General features: G+C 46.4%; 17 protein-coding genes. All 17 read right to left on the reverse strand.

The window, feature by feature from the left end:
• Positions 1-13: 13 nt before the first annotated feature.
• On the reverse strand, positions 14-1108 hold the full coding sequence (locus NO352_RS13635) for an acyl-CoA dehydrogenase family protein (protein ID WP_289355895.1): 1095 nt from the start codon (positions 1106-1108) through the stop codon (positions 14-16).
• 63 nt (positions 1109-1171) lie between these two features.
• Positions 1172-1630 (reverse strand): GNAT family N-acetyltransferase, encoded by a 459-nt coding sequence (locus NO352_RS13640; RefSeq protein ID WP_483311836.1) that lies wholly within the window; start codon positions 1628-1630, stop codon positions 1172-1174.
• 85 nt (positions 1631-1715) lie between these two features.
• On the reverse strand, positions 1716-2003 hold the full coding sequence (locus NO352_RS13645; RefSeq protein ID WP_289355897.1) for a hypothetical protein: 288 nt from the start codon (positions 2001-2003) through the stop codon (positions 1716-1718).
• Positions 2004-2105: 102 nt separating this feature from the next.
• Entirely contained in the window at positions 2106-2621 is a 516-nt protein-coding gene (locus NO352_RS13650) for a GNAT family N-acetyltransferase (RefSeq protein WP_289355898.1), read from the reverse strand.
• Positions 2622-2802: 181 nt separating this feature from the next.
• Positions 2803-3060: a DUF2164 domain-containing protein gene (locus tag NO352_RS13655; protein WP_289355899.1), complete on the reverse strand. Its 258-nt coding sequence runs from the start codon at positions 3058-3060 to the stop codon at positions 2803-2805.
• Positions 3061-3104: 44 nt separating this feature from the next.
• On the reverse strand, positions 3105-3335 hold the full coding sequence (locus NO352_RS13660; RefSeq protein WP_157266793.1) for a hypothetical protein: 231 nt from the start codon (positions 3333-3335) through the stop codon (positions 3105-3107).
• A 469-nt stretch (positions 3336-3804) separates the two neighbouring features.
• The gene (locus NO352_RS13665; RefSeq protein ID WP_005546525.1) at positions 3805-4344 is read right to left on the reverse strand and encodes a DUF402 domain-containing protein; all 540 of its coding nucleotides are present in this window, start codon (positions 4342-4344) and stop codon (positions 3805-3807) included.
• Between the two features lie 175 nt (positions 4345-4519).
• A complete protein-coding gene (locus tag NO352_RS13670) occupies positions 4520-5317 on the reverse strand; it encodes a hypothetical protein (protein ID WP_268619938.1) in 798 nt (265 codons plus the stop codon).
• A gap of 139 nt (positions 5318-5456) precedes the next feature.
• Complete coding sequence (locus NO352_RS13675) at positions 5457-6209, reverse strand: vWA domain-containing protein (protein ID WP_005546518.1); 753 nt, start codon at positions 6207-6209, stop codon at positions 5457-5459.
• 49 nt (positions 6210-6258) lie between these two features.
• Entirely contained in the window at positions 6259-8310 is a 2052-nt protein-coding gene (locus NO352_RS13680) for a serine/threonine-protein kinase (RefSeq protein WP_289355900.1), read from the reverse strand.
• Between the two features lie 103 nt (positions 8311-8413).
• Complete coding sequence (locus NO352_RS13685; RefSeq protein WP_005546515.1) at positions 8414-8689, reverse strand: WXG100 family type VII secretion target; 276 nt, start codon at positions 8687-8689, stop codon at positions 8414-8416.
• Positions 8690-8802: 113 nt separating this feature from the next.
• On the reverse strand, positions 8803-9120 hold the full coding sequence (locus NO352_RS13690; RefSeq protein WP_005546513.1) for a DUF4176 domain-containing protein: 318 nt from the start codon (positions 9118-9120) through the stop codon (positions 8803-8805).
• A gap of 189 nt (positions 9121-9309) precedes the next feature.
• Positions 9310-10482, reverse strand: coding sequence for a WXG100 family type VII secretion target (locus NO352_RS13695; protein WP_289355901.1), 1173 nt, complete (start codon positions 10480-10482; stop codon positions 9310-9312).
• Positions 10483-10486: 4 nt separating this feature from the next.
• Positions 10487-11347 (reverse strand): hypothetical protein, encoded by an 861-nt coding sequence (locus NO352_RS13700; protein ID WP_005546509.1) that lies wholly within the window; start codon positions 11345-11347, stop codon positions 10487-10489.
• Between the two features lie 18 nt (positions 11348-11365).
• Positions 11366-15385 carry a type VII secretion protein EssC gene (essC, locus tag NO352_RS13705; protein ID WP_289355903.1) on the reverse strand — a complete coding sequence of 1340 codons (4020 nt, stop codon included), beginning with the start codon at positions 15383-15385 and terminating at the stop codon, positions 11366-11368.
• Positions 15386-15415: 30 nt separating this feature from the next.
• The gene (locus tag NO352_RS13710; protein WP_289355904.1) at positions 15416-15751 is read right to left on the reverse strand and encodes a hypothetical protein; all 336 of its coding nucleotides are present in this window, start codon (positions 15749-15751) and stop codon (positions 15416-15418) included.
• A gap of 234 nt (positions 15752-15985) precedes the next feature.
• Positions 15986-16951, reverse strand: a complete 966-nt coding sequence (locus tag NO352_RS13715) for a helix-turn-helix transcriptional regulator (RefSeq protein ID WP_289355905.1) — start codon at positions 16949-16951, stop codon at positions 15986-15988.
• Between the last annotated feature and the right edge of the window lie 23 nt (positions 16952-16974).

Consider the following 16974-nt stretch of genomic DNA (forward strand, 5'->3'; position numbering starts at 1 on the left):
TTACACCTGAAACTTAATCGAATTTCACTAATAAGGAATGGTGACATACAGTCTGCAAGTCGCGATAAATTTGATTAATAGTTGCATCCTCCATTACTGCATGAATGCCCAAGTATGGGAAGATTGCATTTGCAGAAGATAAGGCAGCTTGTCCAGCCTCCTTACAGCGCTGCGACACATCCTGTATATCTGATTCTGATAGCTGTTGGCCACCAATGTGCCGGCTCCACGATTGCTCAATGGCCTGATAGAATACATTTGCAGCTTCCGTCAGAATATCGTTCTGAGCGCTAATTTTATCCATAACATACACATATCGATTCACAGTAGCATTCATCCAAACGTTACGGTTTCGTTCCGCAATATCTCGCGCCTCATCGAGGAAGTGCTTGGCAACACCGATGCTTACGGCAGCAAAAGACGCTTCTGCAAACGGCAAGAACGGATAGTCATATATCGGATCATCATAGAGCCCATTTGGCTCCATGATGCTAAAGGTTCGTTCATCAGGAACAAATAGATCGTGCACTACAATCGAATGACTTTCCGTAGCCTTCAATCCAAATGCATTCCAATCTTTCACGATCTCGACTTGATCCGGCCGAAATACGAACGACCGAATAACCGGCTCTGCTGCCGTATCCTTTATAGCGCTCGCAGCATTACGCTCTTCCACCACGCAGTTGGCTGTAAATACGGTCGCATAGGTCGAGCCGCTGCAGAACTTCCAGCACCCATTCACCCGATATCCTCCATTCACCTTCTCAGCCGTACCGCTTGGATGCCCCGAACCAGCTACAACTGCATCCTTCCTCATATAAGCTTCCTTCGCTACCTCTAGCTTCATAAATGGGGCAAAGAAGCCTCCGCCAGAACCAATCGTGACCAGCCAGCCGAAGCTGCCATTAATCCATGACGTATGCTCGAACCATTGCAACGCTTCTGGAAGCGATGTCATATTCCCCTGTAATTCAGAGGGAATGAACAGTTTGAACAATCCCCGGTCGTATATCCATTGCAACAGTTGTTCCGGCAATTTGCCTTCTCGCTCAATGGCCATCGCCTGTCTCCGAATGCTTCGAATTTCCTCATCCGTAAATCGATTCATATGCAGCACGCTCCCACTCTTCTCAACGTAAGGATATATCTATATATCCATTATAGTACACGTTTACAAGAGCAAACGAAGTCGTATCATATCCACACAGGGAATTCCGTTCTCTTCGATTGGTTCATCATAATGGATGACGAAGAAATCGGTATCAATTCCGCAAATTCGAAAGCCGCATTTTTGATATAGGCCTAGCTGGGACAGGCTGGAGTTCCCTGTACCGACCTCCATCACTCGATAACCCAGCTCGCGTGCACTTTGAATGGCATGCAAAACGAGCTGCTTGCCATAGCCGCGTCCATGCCATGCTTCATATACAGCCACATTGACAAGCTCAAGTGTATGTGGGCGCGTCGGCAGAAGCAGCACAGCTCCGATAACCTCTCCATCAATTGTAAGGGTATATCCAATGCTGTGATCTAGGTATTGATTAACGGCAGCCTCCTCGGGATCTGCCAGTAGTAGCAGTTCTAACGGAATATCTTGCGTTTTCGATGCTGTAATGTGAACTTTCAACACATTTGTCCTCCTCTTTACCATACACTCTCACCTATCAAACTTTATGAACCAACACGACTCACTCATTTACTTTCAAATGACAAGCTTACACCATCTGACCATACTCCTCGGCATATGCGCCATGTTGTAAATAATGCTTGTATAAATGAAAAAACACCCGAATTCCACCGTAGAAGTTAGGGTCATGCTCACTCTTGCGAATTAAATATACCGTTTCCTCAATAGAAGGAACTAGCCCTTTCTGGCACATTCGCTCATACTCCACAAAATCGACTTCAAACAGTCCTTGTTTTTCGCATGCCTCTGTACCGTAGGCATACAATGCTGTCGATCCTTCCAATTGTCTCAATTGATAGTGAATGGTTGATATCAAAGCCTATCACCTGCTTTTGATTAGAAATAAGATAAGAAAGAACTCGGCTTAAGTGCCTAGAAATAAAGGATTAGTATTAAGAACTCAATAAGTAACGACTGATTATGAAATCGATAACTGCGCCCATTCCATAGCGATTTCTGTGTGAGTTTCGCCACCTATCTCAATATCATCCTCACCAACGATTACGGCTCCCGTACGGCGATAAAATTGAAGGGCGCTATTCCCCTTCAGCACCCACGCCAGCATGCTTATATATCCGCATAACTTCATATATCGCATAACATGAGATATGAGCATTTTCCCGATTCCTTGACATTGTACCGACGACAATAAATAAAGCGCATATAATTCCGAGCGATTCGGGAACTGCTCGCTTCGGCTAGGCCCTCCCATGGCAAATCCAATAATTTCACCAGACTTTTGTTGGACAACAAAGATACATTTATCTGCTGTCAATTGTGAAATCGCATGCTCCCACATCGTCTGTCTCGCTTGTACAGATAAGCCTGATAGATAGGTATCGGATACAATCCCTTGGTAGGTTGTGCGCCAACTGTCAACATGAACACGCGCAATACCAGGTGCATCACCTGCAATCGCCTTCCGAATGTGCAATCGAATCCCCTCCATATTAAACAACTGCCCAGGATCACTACGGCTCAAGCAGAATAAAATATTCAAAATCAGGCGCCTGCCTGCCAAGTACAAGTCCTATCGCACTCAAGAAACGCGGTGCAACACGCTTCGATTTGCTGGAACAGCATACAGCGGATGTGCAAATGTAAACGGCATGTCGCTATCTTCGATCCTTAGCAACCGACTTTTTCATCGCATAAAGATCCTCTTCAATGCCAGCCATGCGCTGTTCAATCATTGTGCGAGCATCCTCTATTGCCTGATTGTACAAGTAAGGTTCGAATATTTGCAGCAAATAATCAACAAGCTCCTCTGCCTCAAACATTCCAAGAGATTCTCCCCGCTCATTTTCGAAATATTGCTTCAAATCCTCAATCCATTTTTCCTTCTGCTCTCTAGGCAGCTTTCTTACATTCATGTTGTCCCTCCTGCCAAGCATGTCATGCTTGTTTACCATACTACCTATATATTGCCTATAAGTTCAACAGGCAATGAGTTGAAATAGTCCATCTTCTCATCAATAAAATCGTCGCCTGAATCTATGCTGCCGACAATTTGTAAATCGTGGAGGCATAGGGCCATCAGCCACAATTGACGCGCTGCAACAAATAGGGGAACCGCTCGAATATCGTCTGCGCTTAACGGACGTATGGACTGATACCCTTCTAGGAATGCATTCCACAGTAAGGACAATTTTCTGAATCGCGGTTCAAGCGCACTTCTCGTGCCAAGCGGAATTCAGCTATATCATAGGCCCTTTAGCCGTATCCACATAGGTCAAAGTCATAGTGCGTATATGTAACGCGCTGAACTGTCCCTATGCTATAATTTTCTGCTATCCATGTCCTGAGTGCTTGCTCACATAAAGTTGAATAAACGACTGGAAACAATACAAGCCCCACCCTTTCCTTTATCGCACATGGAAATTATTGTATTCATGTCCCTACTCTCTAACTTTCTACTTGTGCAACGTGAACGTGAGTTGAGCAACGTAAAACTGAGATTGTGAGCGATTACATCAATTAAAGAAAGGGAATCTCCACCATCTAACGTGGTACATTGTTTAGACGCTTTAACTGTGGAAAAAGTTTCAACTTGTGAAATATAAGGGCTGGAGCACTCCCTGAAATAAAACAAAGAAGACTGATTCTCAGTCTTCTTATCATTTCTCTAGCAATTGCAGCATCATTATATAATCATCTTTGCTGCGCCCTATCAACGAGTGCTCTTTCACCTCATGAAAGAGTCGTGATGCCTCGTTCACTGCAATACGATATTGATCATGGGATATCCGTCCCCATTCTAATGCCTCTTCTAATTCATCCTCGTCCAGCAAAAAAACATGTCCCGTCGGCAGCAGAACAACGTCCAAGTATAAATCGACAAAATACGGTATGCCGCGTTCATCCAGTGCAAACGGCTCACAAATATCTACATACCACTGGACAACCTGTCCCCGTTCATTAAATACCGTAGTTATCGAATAATGCTCATCCAAAGGGAAATATTGCATCCAACAATATCCTACATCAACTAGCTTTAATCTCTTTCCATCCATAGTTACGACAAGCGGCTGCCTTACCGAATTGATTTTAATAAGGGAGATGTATCCTGTAAAATCTGAAGAATCGACTTGAGTAAGCGCGAACTGCTTGGACAAGATCCGTTTCCAATCGTAGCGATCTGCATGTTTTCTCTTCATGTTGCAACCTTTCTCAGCTCAATTGTCTTCCCCATGTTGTATGCTGATATTTCTCTAGGCTTCTAATATGTTCAAAAAGGAAGACACAGCTTCAATTTATCTATGCTACGATTATACCTTACGAATGAGCATACAGCATCGTTATCTTGTCTCAATCCAACATTTTTTTGCCAACTTACCAGATAATATCAAGGAATGAGGCATCATCCCCTAGCCATTCACCATTCGTATGCTCAAGTTTGCGACGCATCTGCTCATCCTTCGGTGGCTCTTGCCTGTCATCCAGATCCGAAAAACCATCCGTATACACCAACAGCCGAGATGGAATTCGACCTTCCGCCTGCTGCTGCCAAGTACATGCTCGCCCGCCAATCAAACCGCGAGCAGCTGACCAACGCTGTCTGGTCGAGTTTGACCCTCCGAGAAACTCGCCGCTCTCCTGTCCGTGCTGCCATAAGCGAAGCCTTACATCTCCATGCCAAGCTAGCCAAATGCGATGGTACGGATGTATGCCATTAAAGACGTCAACCCGACCACAAATGAACATCGTTTCACTGCCAATCCTTTTTTTATCCTCAAGCACATCTCGCAGCAGCAATGGAAGATCCGATGGAACCGTTAAGCGCGACATCTGTTCGGCGGCACATTCACGTAAAGAATGAAGATATTCATGGAAAGAAGCTTCATTCCGCTCTGCATGGCCAGTAGCAGAAATCCAATTCAGGAGATGAGTTCCTAGAAAGTGCGCGGCAAAATCTCCCCGATAGCTCAAGCTAACTCCATCACACATGATAAAGCTGAGCGCATTTTCATCAATGCGAAAAGCTAAAAAATCTTGATTATTCTCTTTATAAAGCGCCGTTTCACCCGCTTTAGCGTAGGCGAAACGGCAGCGAAAAGGCGATTGCACAATCGTCGTTAAAGGCTGATCCACCTGCTGGTTAGATGTAAAGTGATAGGATGTCAGACTCATGCGGATTCACCTTGCCTTTCCCTCACATTCCAAGCTGTATATGTATTGAGGAACTTTGAACTTCTTTTGTTGCGTGCCGGATTACATTCCGACTTCTATGTATCATCTAGGCAAGGGCTGCCGTTAGTTTCAAAAGCGATTAACGAACAGGGGTAGCGGCAGACATTTGGAAGCCAATCGACACTAGTTCCGGACAATTGCCTGGCAGCATCATGTAGGCACCTTGAGCAAGATGATAATCCGCCTCCACCAACATTTCGCGATAACTTTCCGGCAAGACCGATGACATGCTGCGAAGCTTCTGCGCATGCTCATCCGTTAGCACCGTATCATGCAATATCCCTTTCCACCGTCGCGGCTCCTCAATCGGTGTATCCAGCATATAATCCGTTATAAAAATATTTTCAATAAGAACATTTCCATCCGGAACGCCCATCTGCATAATTCGTTTTGCGATAGGCGCCGGATCATCGCCTGTAGCAACTCCATCTGTCATATGACAGATGAGAGGAGCCGGGCAATCCTGCATATAAGGCAGCTCTGCCTCCAGCAATCTTTCCGCTTGCAGAAATGCCTTGGCCGCATCCGAAAAGCGAACCGGAGTCAAATCCGGCAATGCTCCCATACTTGCAATCTCATCAATTCCTTTAATTCCATTCAATACATCATACACATCATCACTGTATGCTAAGATGGCTATCCGATAGCGAGGTGTCAGCCTATGGCCTTTCGTTGAACGGAACACCATCTGACGAATAGCCTGAGATAATGCGTCATACACCACATCAATACGCCTTTTTCCAGCCATCGTCATGTTCATAGAGGCACTAATATCTATTAAATATATGAGAAGTGCAGGTGTTCGCTGTGAAGCCTGTATCGTGTAGTTCATTCGTCCAGTTCACCTCATATCGTGTATTCATAACACTCTATGTTCCGAATTAAATATCCGGTATTTTATAGCTTGTATCTTGCAAGAATTTATATATATGTGCTGCTCTTGTTCCGACTTTCCCGACATTCTTGAAAAAATTTGGATCCTTTTCGTAACGCTCTACGAACTCTAAGGCATAGGTTTTTGCATTTTTCATATTGTCCTGCTTGATCGCATTATATGTTTTATTGTAGGATGCTATCAGCAGAACAACATCTCGGTTGCGAACCTTCTTAAGCTCAGCAGCCTTCTTCGCAGCCTGTTCTGCTTCCAGCCGCTTACGTTCCTGTTGACGTCCCTGTTCACGTGCCTGTTCGATACGGAGCTGTTCGTCCCGCTGCTTCTTCCATGCTAGATACTTCTCATATTGCATTTGCTGATCATACTTGGCTTGGAGACGTTTGCGTTCTGCCGCCTTCTCAGCTGCTTCCTTCTTCTTCTGTGCTTCCAACTGCTTCGCACGCTGTGCTTCCGCTTTTCGCTTTTGCTCCTCCTGCTTGCGCTGTTCCTCCTCACGCAGCCGTTTAGCTTCCTCTTGCTTCTGTTGCTCTTCCTTTTGCTTCCGTTCCTCTTCCGCCTTCAACTGCTGATTCTGCATTTCTAGCTGCTTCGCATCGAGAAGCGCCTGCTCTTCCGCCGCCTTCGTAGCAGCATTTGCATTCATCATGCTTGCCACAACGGCACCGCATCCAATGATCAATACCGCTGAAGCGATACAAATGATAGAAATCGCACGTTTACTAAACTTCCCCTTACTTCCTGACTTTTGTTGCACTTCCGCAGCAAGCTTATGCTCTAAGTCAGCGATGGCAGCAGTCAATTCGATTTGCATGGGGCTTCCGTCCACAACAAAATGATGAGCGGAACGATATACTTCCAACGCACCTTGCAACTGACTGCGCCCTTCCAGCTCTCTGGCTTGGCGGAATAATCGATTCACGATATCAGGATCTGCTTCATCACATGCAGAAGCAGCAGCTATTTCGTCTTTTTCCGTTTGTACAGCAAAATGTACTGCGTTTTCCGAGTCGGCTATCATCGGTTTTGAATGTTCAGAATTCGATAGAGCATCCTTACCTTCCTTATGTTGAACATGAAGCGGAGCATCAATCGCCATCTGTTTCTCTTCATCAATTCCATTAAGAACAACCAGCCACTCGCCGAAGGTCGGACAGCTGCTTAAATCTTGGCTTTCCCAAGCGCGGGTCAGCAGCTCCGCGACTTTATTCCCATAGAGCTCCTGCAATTCACGCTTCAATACCTCGTACCGATCACATGATGTTTGCATCTCACGCTGATCGAAATAGCTTTCTCCCCATGATTTCTGCACAATTTGCGCAGACGACCATCCCAGCATTTCTGCCAGCAGGATACTGCCCGCGAACCGATCCGCATAAGCGCTCCACATGCCGCTTAGAAGCGTTCGATGTGCAGCATATCCTGGAGAACCACTGAATAGGACGTCTGGACGATCCAGCTTGGGACTGTACAACTGCTCTACATCAACCAATTGTATCGGTGAGGCATTCGCGCTCTGCTTAACTTCCGAGAAAAAAGGAAGCATGATGTTCGGCGCAGACAAATCACAATGTGCTAACCCCCTCTGCTCCATACCAGAGCATATACGAGCCAGGGATTTGGCCATGAGCAAGCTCTGCTGGCGTGTCAGCATTTTGCGTTCTGCGACGATATCCAACCAAGTAGGACCATAAATCCACGGCATTGCCACTGCATATAGCAAGTCCGTATGTTTGTGGATCAGTCCTCCGTTTTTCTCAGGGGTTAATACGCTCCGACTGCACACCTTTAACCCTGTCAACTCACTATAGGACTCTAGCAGCTCGGACTGATATACCATAGAAGGGACACGATACTTCGGGTTGAATACTTTTAACGCCTTCGCCTCTGCAGCATTTCCTTGGGGTGGGAGAAGCTGATAGATGACACCTTGTCTGCCTGCCTGCGCGTAGACGAGTCCAGGAGCTGCCGGATGTTCTCCGAACCGATATTCTGTATCGTGAATAATGATCGTATCTCCTGGTTGTGGCTGAAATGACATTGTTTCCTATCCTCCCGGATGATCTTCGATATGATGTAAGAAAAACCGGGAGTATTTCCAACGCCCGGCTTCCTCTTCGTATTTAATATTAAGAGATAAATAATTACCGCTGTTCGTCGACAGTGCGAAACTTCTGTGCGATCGCCTTCAGCTCTTCACTAATCGTATTTAGAGTCTGTACGAATGATTGCATCTGCTTGCTTGCCTCCTGGAATTCCTGGAAGAAGCGCTGCTTCGTCATCCCTTCCCATTGACCCTCCATGCCTTGGATCGACTGAGTAAGAGACGCTACGATTTGTTGGCTCTGGTCTCCACCTTGCTTAAATTGATTTGCTACTTGATCAACCTGTTCCGGTGTAATTAATATGCGGCCTGCCATGATGATTCCTCCCTTTGGTAGACAATTGAATGAAAAGTAAATATTTCAAATCTATCTGCCCACAATTGTACATGAATTCTACCGCCCTATTAAAAGAGTCTCCGGTCCCAAATCTATAAAGAGGACTCTGGAGCCAACGGCACACGTTGGAGAACAAGCTGAAACTGCTCTTCTTCTTCATTGGTATAGCCAACATGAGCAATCACTTCTATATCTTCATGATTGAACAAGTAAGAGTAATTCTCGTCAATATATCCCTCTGGATACACAACGCCCAAATAATCGAACAACCGATTCGTAGTCACCTGAAGCTGCTTGCGGCCGTAAATCACTAATTTCTTACTTCCTTCACGCAGCAGCACTACAGAGCCGAGCGGAAGCAATTCATTCTCTTCCTTCGCAACATGTTGTTGCCCGACTTGATTCTCCATCATTCATCCTTCCCTTTCTACTCCTGCATTCCTAAACCTTTGTGTAATTTCAGAACTGATGCGTTGAGCTTATATTAAAAACAATACACACATATAGGGTCGGGTGCTGTTCCGAAAAACCTGTCCAGCATCATTGTTGTATAGTGCTTATGTCACAAATTAAAACCGTCTGTTAAACCTATTGGAGCATCAGCTAGGAAGCAACTTGCCTGCACTGGCACTTCCGAACATATTGGTTACCTTGTTTACAACTTTGCCGGCTGCCTTTGTCGCACCGCTTTTCACCGCTTTAACCCCTTCCTGAACAGCTTCAGTAGCTGTTTTCGTTCCACTTGTAACGGTATCAGACACAGTATCCACTACAGTATCTACGGCATCCACCGCATGGGTCTTGATCGATTTGCCATTAATCGTGACCTCTGTAACCATGGAGATCGCTGCTCCAGTCGCAAGGCCTACTCCTGCACCAACAATTGTGCCTGCAACAGGAACGACTGATCCGACCCAAGCGCCCACTGCTGCGCTTGCTGCCATCGTGCCGACTCCAATCGAGCCATTTACGACTGCACTAGCTGCAGCACGACTTGGGCCTCCTTTGTCATAATCAGTCATAACTGCCGTTCCTGTATCATATGCCAGCCCTGCATATCCAAGCTTCGCACTCCAGCCTTTAATGGATAGCGACTCTTTCGCTGCAACTGCCGGATCTACGAATTTCCATACATTCGTATGATTCGCTGCATTAGATGCCGCATATCTCGTTCCCTGTATCCCCTCAGACAGCGCGAACTTGGATCTCGCCCCACTGATGGTCGCATAGCCATCTCCACGCACATTGACATTGAACCCGCTCTTCGCCATATTCATCATGCGATAACCATCTTTCCCATAACCATACATTTCAGGAACCGTAGGCTTCCAGTTCCATCCTGATCCCTTATCCTCTTGCTTACCAATTGCTCGCACAACCGCATTCGGATTCGATATGGCTCCTACCTGAGTCCCTACAGCAGGGATAATTAACGATGCCCCCCCAATCCCGATCGTTGAATATAGTGACGCCGCCGAACCGATCTGGTAAGCTTGACCCAGTATCGGGTGCGCTTGCTGATCAGCCGTTTGGAACTGATCAGCCTTGGATTGAAGCTGCTTGCTTAATTCGTACAAAAGCGTATGTATTTGAGCAGATAACCGTGCAGCCTGCTGCCATTTCTCTTCGACAGCAGTCTTAATAGATGCCTCCCACTCTATTGATTGAAGAGACCGTTCCAATGACGATTGAATAGCTTCCAATTGCTCCGCTGTTGCCTGCAGCTGACGGCTCCCCTCACGAAGCGCATCCGGCGTAACGATAATGCGCACGATATCACCTTCCTTCCTCCATAGAATGCTGGCGATTCCAATCGATTAACATACTCTCCAGCTGTTCCTTCGTTGTTAAAGTTGCAGTTAACCAATCCTCATCTCCCTTAGAACTCTGCCGTATGAGCCAATTTCGAGCTCCTCCGACAAGAAACGCAGCTCCCTGCACATCCCACGTCTTCTCATTCCATACGAGAAATAACATCTCACCAGATGCTGTCCGATGCTTCAGAGAATGCGCAAGCGCAACTGCTCCCTCTTCCTCCCCATCGAAGGTCATAAGCTGGCTGACCATTTGTTCAACGGTTAGTTCATTTGCTTGTTCATATAGCTTGTGAAAGTGCCTCTTAGACAGCATAACAGCCGTTATATCGCTCTCATCCTGCTCGGCCCAATGCATCCGATTCACAATGACAGAACATGCTTCATTCGTCGAACCATATTCAAGAAAGTAGTACATATCCGCTTGTTCCTGAGCCTGTACTCGTTCTATAGTCAAGTCATCCGTAAAGTGAAAATACCCTTCATATTCCTTGCGACCAGGCTCAGCGACTGTATCAAGGAAGCGAACCCAGCAAGAGCGATTCGCCAATCCCGTCACAGCTACAGTCGAATATACGTGTGATGGTATCCCAAGCTCTACGCCGCCTGGAGCTTCGGTCAAATAACCTTTACGCAGAAGCGATGCTTTGACTTTGTTCCATTCTTCTGTAATTTCCTCTGTCAAGTATCCGCGGAATGGATCCTCGACCCCCAGCAAGCGATCCGACCCAATAATGCCGGCTAGAAAATACAGTTCTTTTTTGCTAAGCTCAATACCGCTTCTGCCATCATGAGCTTGCTGATGCGGCTCATTGCTTGTCATCAATGTTTCCACCCCCCATCAGACCCGCACTTTCCAACGCCTGCTTATCTGTGTTGTCCATGCGGCCGGAGTCCATTTTTCATCGTACGGTACAACCGTCTTTATTTTCACAAATTTCCGCTTTACAAAATAACCTTGCCCTGGAGGGAGAACTTTAGACCCATTTAAGCTCGAAGTTTGGGACTCCGAGATCGGAATACGGAAAAAAGACAGATCATTCGCATCAATCGATCCAAATAAAAAACCGGCTTGCGAAGCCCGAACATCATTGAACCAATCAACGCCGAATGTCGGAAAATCAGATGGTACGCCAGCTAACACCATATGTACCCCTCTGTCCCTTCCTTGACGGACGATAGCAGACAGTTGATCCTTCACCGTGTAGTCGGTCAGTTGCTTGCACAGCATATCCGCATCATCCATTACTAGCAGTATTAACGGATAGCCACCGTCCTTGCTCCGAGTCGTCACTTCACTATATACATGTTGGACAAATCCAGGAATTCGCTCTTCCTCTGTTACGATTTCTCTTACATGAGGCAGATCTTTCAAGGAAGCAATTCCATTATCCCCATAACGTACATCGATTGCATAGATATGCAACTGTTCAGGAGACATGTAATAAGCTAAGGACAACATCCAACTGATTAAGAACGTCGTTTTGCCACATTCCATAGGACTAGCCACGATGAAGTGCGGGCCTTCCTTCAAGTTAATTAAATACGGTTCCAAATCATCGGTACTAACACCGACCGGAACAGGATGCCACCGCTCTGCTTGGAGAAGCTCCGCGCTGCTGTCTTCCAGGTTCTCTTCGTTCAGCTTCAACAGATCACTTAGTCGAATTCTCTCTGGAAGGCTTCGTATCAGTGGAGCAGCAGTCCCTTGCCATGCTTTCTCCAACATCCGTATTTGTGAACGCAGCTCCTGTACCCGATCCACATCGCTCTGTCCTTCAGCAGGGTATGCCGTTTGGAACTCAACAGGCGCTCCCTTCCACTTTACAAGGCCACGTCCGGCCTGAAGCCCTCCTAAAGCTCTGGTCGGCCTTCCGACAGCAAAATAATAATCGCTCGGATCAGCCAATTCGTACGATACAGCATTCGAAATATTGCTTCTATACTTGTCAAAAATGTCGGTTACACGGTTGGCTGTAATTACAAAAGTAATAGCCAAACTTCCTCCTTCTCGAAGGAGATATTCAAGGCGCTCATTTTCATCCGGATAGGAGGTACGGAAGTTTAAGTAACCGTCAATGACTATAACAATATTCGGCACAGCCTTCTTCGTCACCTGCCGATACGAAGCAATCGTCTTCATACCAGCTTGAGACAGCAATTCCATTCGTTCCGTGACCATCGCTTGCAAATAACGGAACAGTCTCTTTATTCGATCTTCATCGTCACCCGCAATGACTGCCCCGATATGAGGAAGGGCTGCATAATCATTCATCATTCGCCCCGTGTCCACAACATAACCGTGCCAAGTCTCTGGATCGTATTGTCGGGCAAGAGACATGAGGAGTGTCTGAACGAAGGTCGTCTTCCCAGTTCCCGGCATGCCGTATACAGCCCAATGCTCATGATCCAAGTCAATGCCAAGCGGTTCCTGCCGCTGGTTCATTACATCATCCAATAGGCCGACGACAGGCTGTAATCCCTGTGTTCCATCGCCAACAACATCTAACGCCCCCGGTTGTTTGTACAATTCGCTTAACTCCAGTTCATGAGGCAGAGGTGCGAGCCAAGGACCCTGAAGCCTAGCAATTCCCTCTCGATCTGCCGCCTCCACAGCCAGCTCAATGAATGCTTGAAGCTGCTTCTTCGGCTCCTCTTCTTCATAAGCGGATGATAAGGTATCACTATGAAGGAGCGGCTCTCTCTTCCCGTTAAGGCGAACCTCGCTCACTTCAATGCGCAGCGGACGCCCTTCTTTAGGCTTGACTAAATAAGGAGCTCCACTCCAAGCAAATTGCAGTTCTTCGAATACTTCATCACTTCCAACCTGGAAGTAGCCGCGCCCAGGATGTGTAATCCAAGCAGCGTTAGGAATTTTCAACATATCCCGGCTGTCACCTTCACTTTGCACACGCAAGCAGATGCGGAATCGTGTATTACTCCATATTTTCTCATCTACCACACCCGCCGGCTTCTGGGTAGCGAGTAACAAATGAACTCCTAGCGTGCGGCCTATTGCCGCAATACTGATAAGCTCATCCATGAATTCAGGCTGATCTTTCTTAAGCTGAGCGAATTCATCGATAATAATCATTAAATGCGGCAGCGGCTTTTGATGCCGTAGTGACGACTTGTAGTATTCATCGATATGCTGCATATTTCCAGCATCATTCAATACGCGCTGTCTACGTATGAGCTCAGCACGCAACGACACCTTCGCACGTTCAATCAGGTTATCGTCCAAATTCGTAATGGTACCCACAACATGCGGAAGCTTCCCAAATATATTAGACATCCCACCGCCCTTATAATCAATCAGTAGGAATACAACATCATGAGGGTGGTAGTTAGCAGCAAGAGAAGCAATCAATGACTGAATAACTTCACTTTTGCCCGAGCCCGTCGTCCCTGCGATTAGACCATGCGGACCATGGCCCTTCCGTTCAATCTTGTCATGCAGATTTAAGGAAACAAGCTTCCCGCCGGCACGAACACCGACAGGTACAGGCAGCGTATCTGGATATCGATTCTGATTCCAATGTTTCGCCAGTTCCAACTGCTCAGCTTGTTCAACCCCAAACATATCGAACAAGGTTAAAACAGGAGGTAAATCCGTGGCAGCCGAGCGCTTCAACCGGATTGGCGCCATATAACGAGCCAGCGTGTCAATTTTGTCATCTGACAAATGATCCATATGAAAAGATTGCTGTATAATTCCTTCCTGATCCGTTTTTTGCGTTGACACTCCCGCTCCAGCGCCCACCTCTACAATTAGCCGGCATTGCATTGGAAGCCGTTCCTTGCGATCGGACAGTACAATGGTGCAGCTATCCACACGGCCTGCTTCTTCCAATAGAATTGGGTATAACGGCTCTTCCTCTATCAGTAAACTGTCGGGCAGCAGCACAACATAGATCGGAAGCGCCTTTTTCTTCTTTCCACTTGTCTGGAAGCTCTTGCGACGATTCAAAATACCGTAGAGTTGATCTGCCAGTTGATGCACCATGCTTCGCCGATCCGCCAAGTAGCGGACAGTCCGCTCATCATTCCATGTATGCGGCAGCCATCTTAGCCAGCTCCAGTCATCCGCATCGCGTTCATCATAGAGGGCAGCGAGTTTCACTTCATCAGGTGAATGCTTAGTCGTTAGCTGGGCAATCACAATACGCACCGCATCCATTACCGCAGCCTTATCGCCGACAATACCTATTACCTTGGAATCATACAACGGCAAAGTAATGGGAGCCGCTTCGACAGTACGAAAGTCTTGTTCAAGCTTGTGAGCTGCATCAATGAGCGGATCCTTCTCATATCCATCAATTCTAGGGGTAAGTATGGGCATATAAAAAGGCACTTCTCCGGTGCCAATGCGGACTTCCATAAAATCATCGTCGGTCGGCCCGCGCTCCCACAGGCTACTATTACGATTTTTCACAATTTGGTAGCACACATCCGGATCACCATGAATCGCTTGCATAGCCGCTCGTTGTTCTTCCTGCTTCGCTTCAAGTTCGAGTCGGTGCTTCTCTAGTTGAGCCATGTACATCCGACTTCGTTCTTCCTTTTTGCGTTGGTAGGCCTTTTTGTTGCTTAGATATAGAAAGAAAGGCAACGTATAGGACATAAGCATCATAGAGATGGTTATCATTTGAAACATCATATAATTGCTGCTGCCCATCTTGCCTGACATAGACATATATATGTAAAAACCGATGCTGACCAATGTCATTACAATCGGAATAATGATGGTAACTATAGAGAACGTCGGTCTCGACGGTTCTGCAGGAGGACGCAATATTTCAAGCTTCTCCTCAGGCAGTTCCGGCTTGATTCGAGGCGATCTCTGATACATTACATTCACATCGAACAACTCCTCGTCTCGTTCCTCTTCTCACGATTCTGCTTGATCATCCATTTCATCGAGTTGGAACAAGGAACGACTTCCATACGATGGGATTGCCTCATTCGTCGTGGAAAATGCTCGCTGCACACGGATATACGCGCCTTCACGGACACCCGCCTCCAGCAATCGCACCTGTTCAGGAACAGTAATCCACAGCCCTTCTGGTTGCTTGACCTCCAATATATATTGCATATGATTTTTAGGCGGTTCACCGAATAGCTTCAACCCGAGAATGGCCTTGAGCTGCACCCCTGTGCAATCATCCGCTACATCGATGTCGAACCAATCACGGCTCTGTCTGCCAAAGGAGACGGTAAGGATCATAAGCGCGACACCTCTTTTACAATCATGAAGCGATATTATAACCTTAGCATCATATGGTTAATAATGTCAATTCATGTTGGAACTCTATTCTAATACGATCTTCCTATTTTTACTAATCCAAATCGATTACTTCTCTGTTTAGTATATATTGGGATGATACAATTTCAATATGCCCAAAGACGGGGTTTCTCCCCTGTTTATCCCCCTAATAGACTGGTCATAGAGATACAATATTTAGCTTTTGTTCCCTCGATAGTGCGCAACTACCTGCTCTGCCTTCTGATGAATAATATTTACGATCTCCATTGGTTCAAGGACATAGGCATCCGTTCCCATACCGAATAAAATATCTGCTAAATAACTGATTTCGGAACCTGCTATGTCCATATGAATGAATCCAGTTCCTTCTTCACGCACCGTCATCGCTTTATCCAGCCATGGATCGGCTTGACATTTCCGTACGCCAAGCTTGGTCAACTCAACACGCAAAGGAACATGAACGGAGCCGTCTTTATGTTGTGGAGGTTCGAACCACTCCTCCAAGGTCAATAGATTGATCGGCACATCGGTATGTATACGCTCCACTTCTGCTACCTCAAGCATGCAATCCGCTCGGAACAATCGGTATCCTCTTCTCTTCATACAATAAGCTGGGCAATACCAATAGCCGTTGTGGGCATACAATCCGATTGGGACAATTTCGCGCATTTCAACTCTCCGAGTAGAAGCATACCTGATTTGAAGTGTTCTTTTGTCCAGTGAAGCATGAAGCAAATGCTGCAAATGAGGGATATCCTGTTCACGAGGGGGAACCCAGAATCGCACACAGCGCTGCATGGCATCAATTTGCTTTTGAGTCGCAGCAGGAAGTACTTGATAAAATTTCGACAATGCCTGCATAGCCTCTTTACCAAACGGTATCGTCTTATACTCCTGCAGCAATTGAGCTGCAAAAAAGATTGCAAATGCCTCTTCCTCCAGAAATGAAAGCGGCGGAAGCAGCTTTTCCTTCAGCAAGCGAAATCCGCCATTTCGCCCGTACTCTGTATATAATGGAACGCCTAATTCCTCTAAATGACGCAAATCTCGCAATATCGTTCGAACAGACACACCGCATTCTTCAGCTAGCTCCCGAGCCGTGAATTGCTGTTTCTTATTTACAAGCATCATTAATTCAATCATTCGCTGGGATTTATTCATGTCGGAACGCCTCCTACCTGTAA

It is taken from the genome of Paenibacillus sp. S-12 (assembly GCF_030363895.1).
GTDB lineage: Bacteria > Bacillota > Bacilli > Paenibacillales > Paenibacillaceae > Paenibacillus_B > Paenibacillus_B alvei.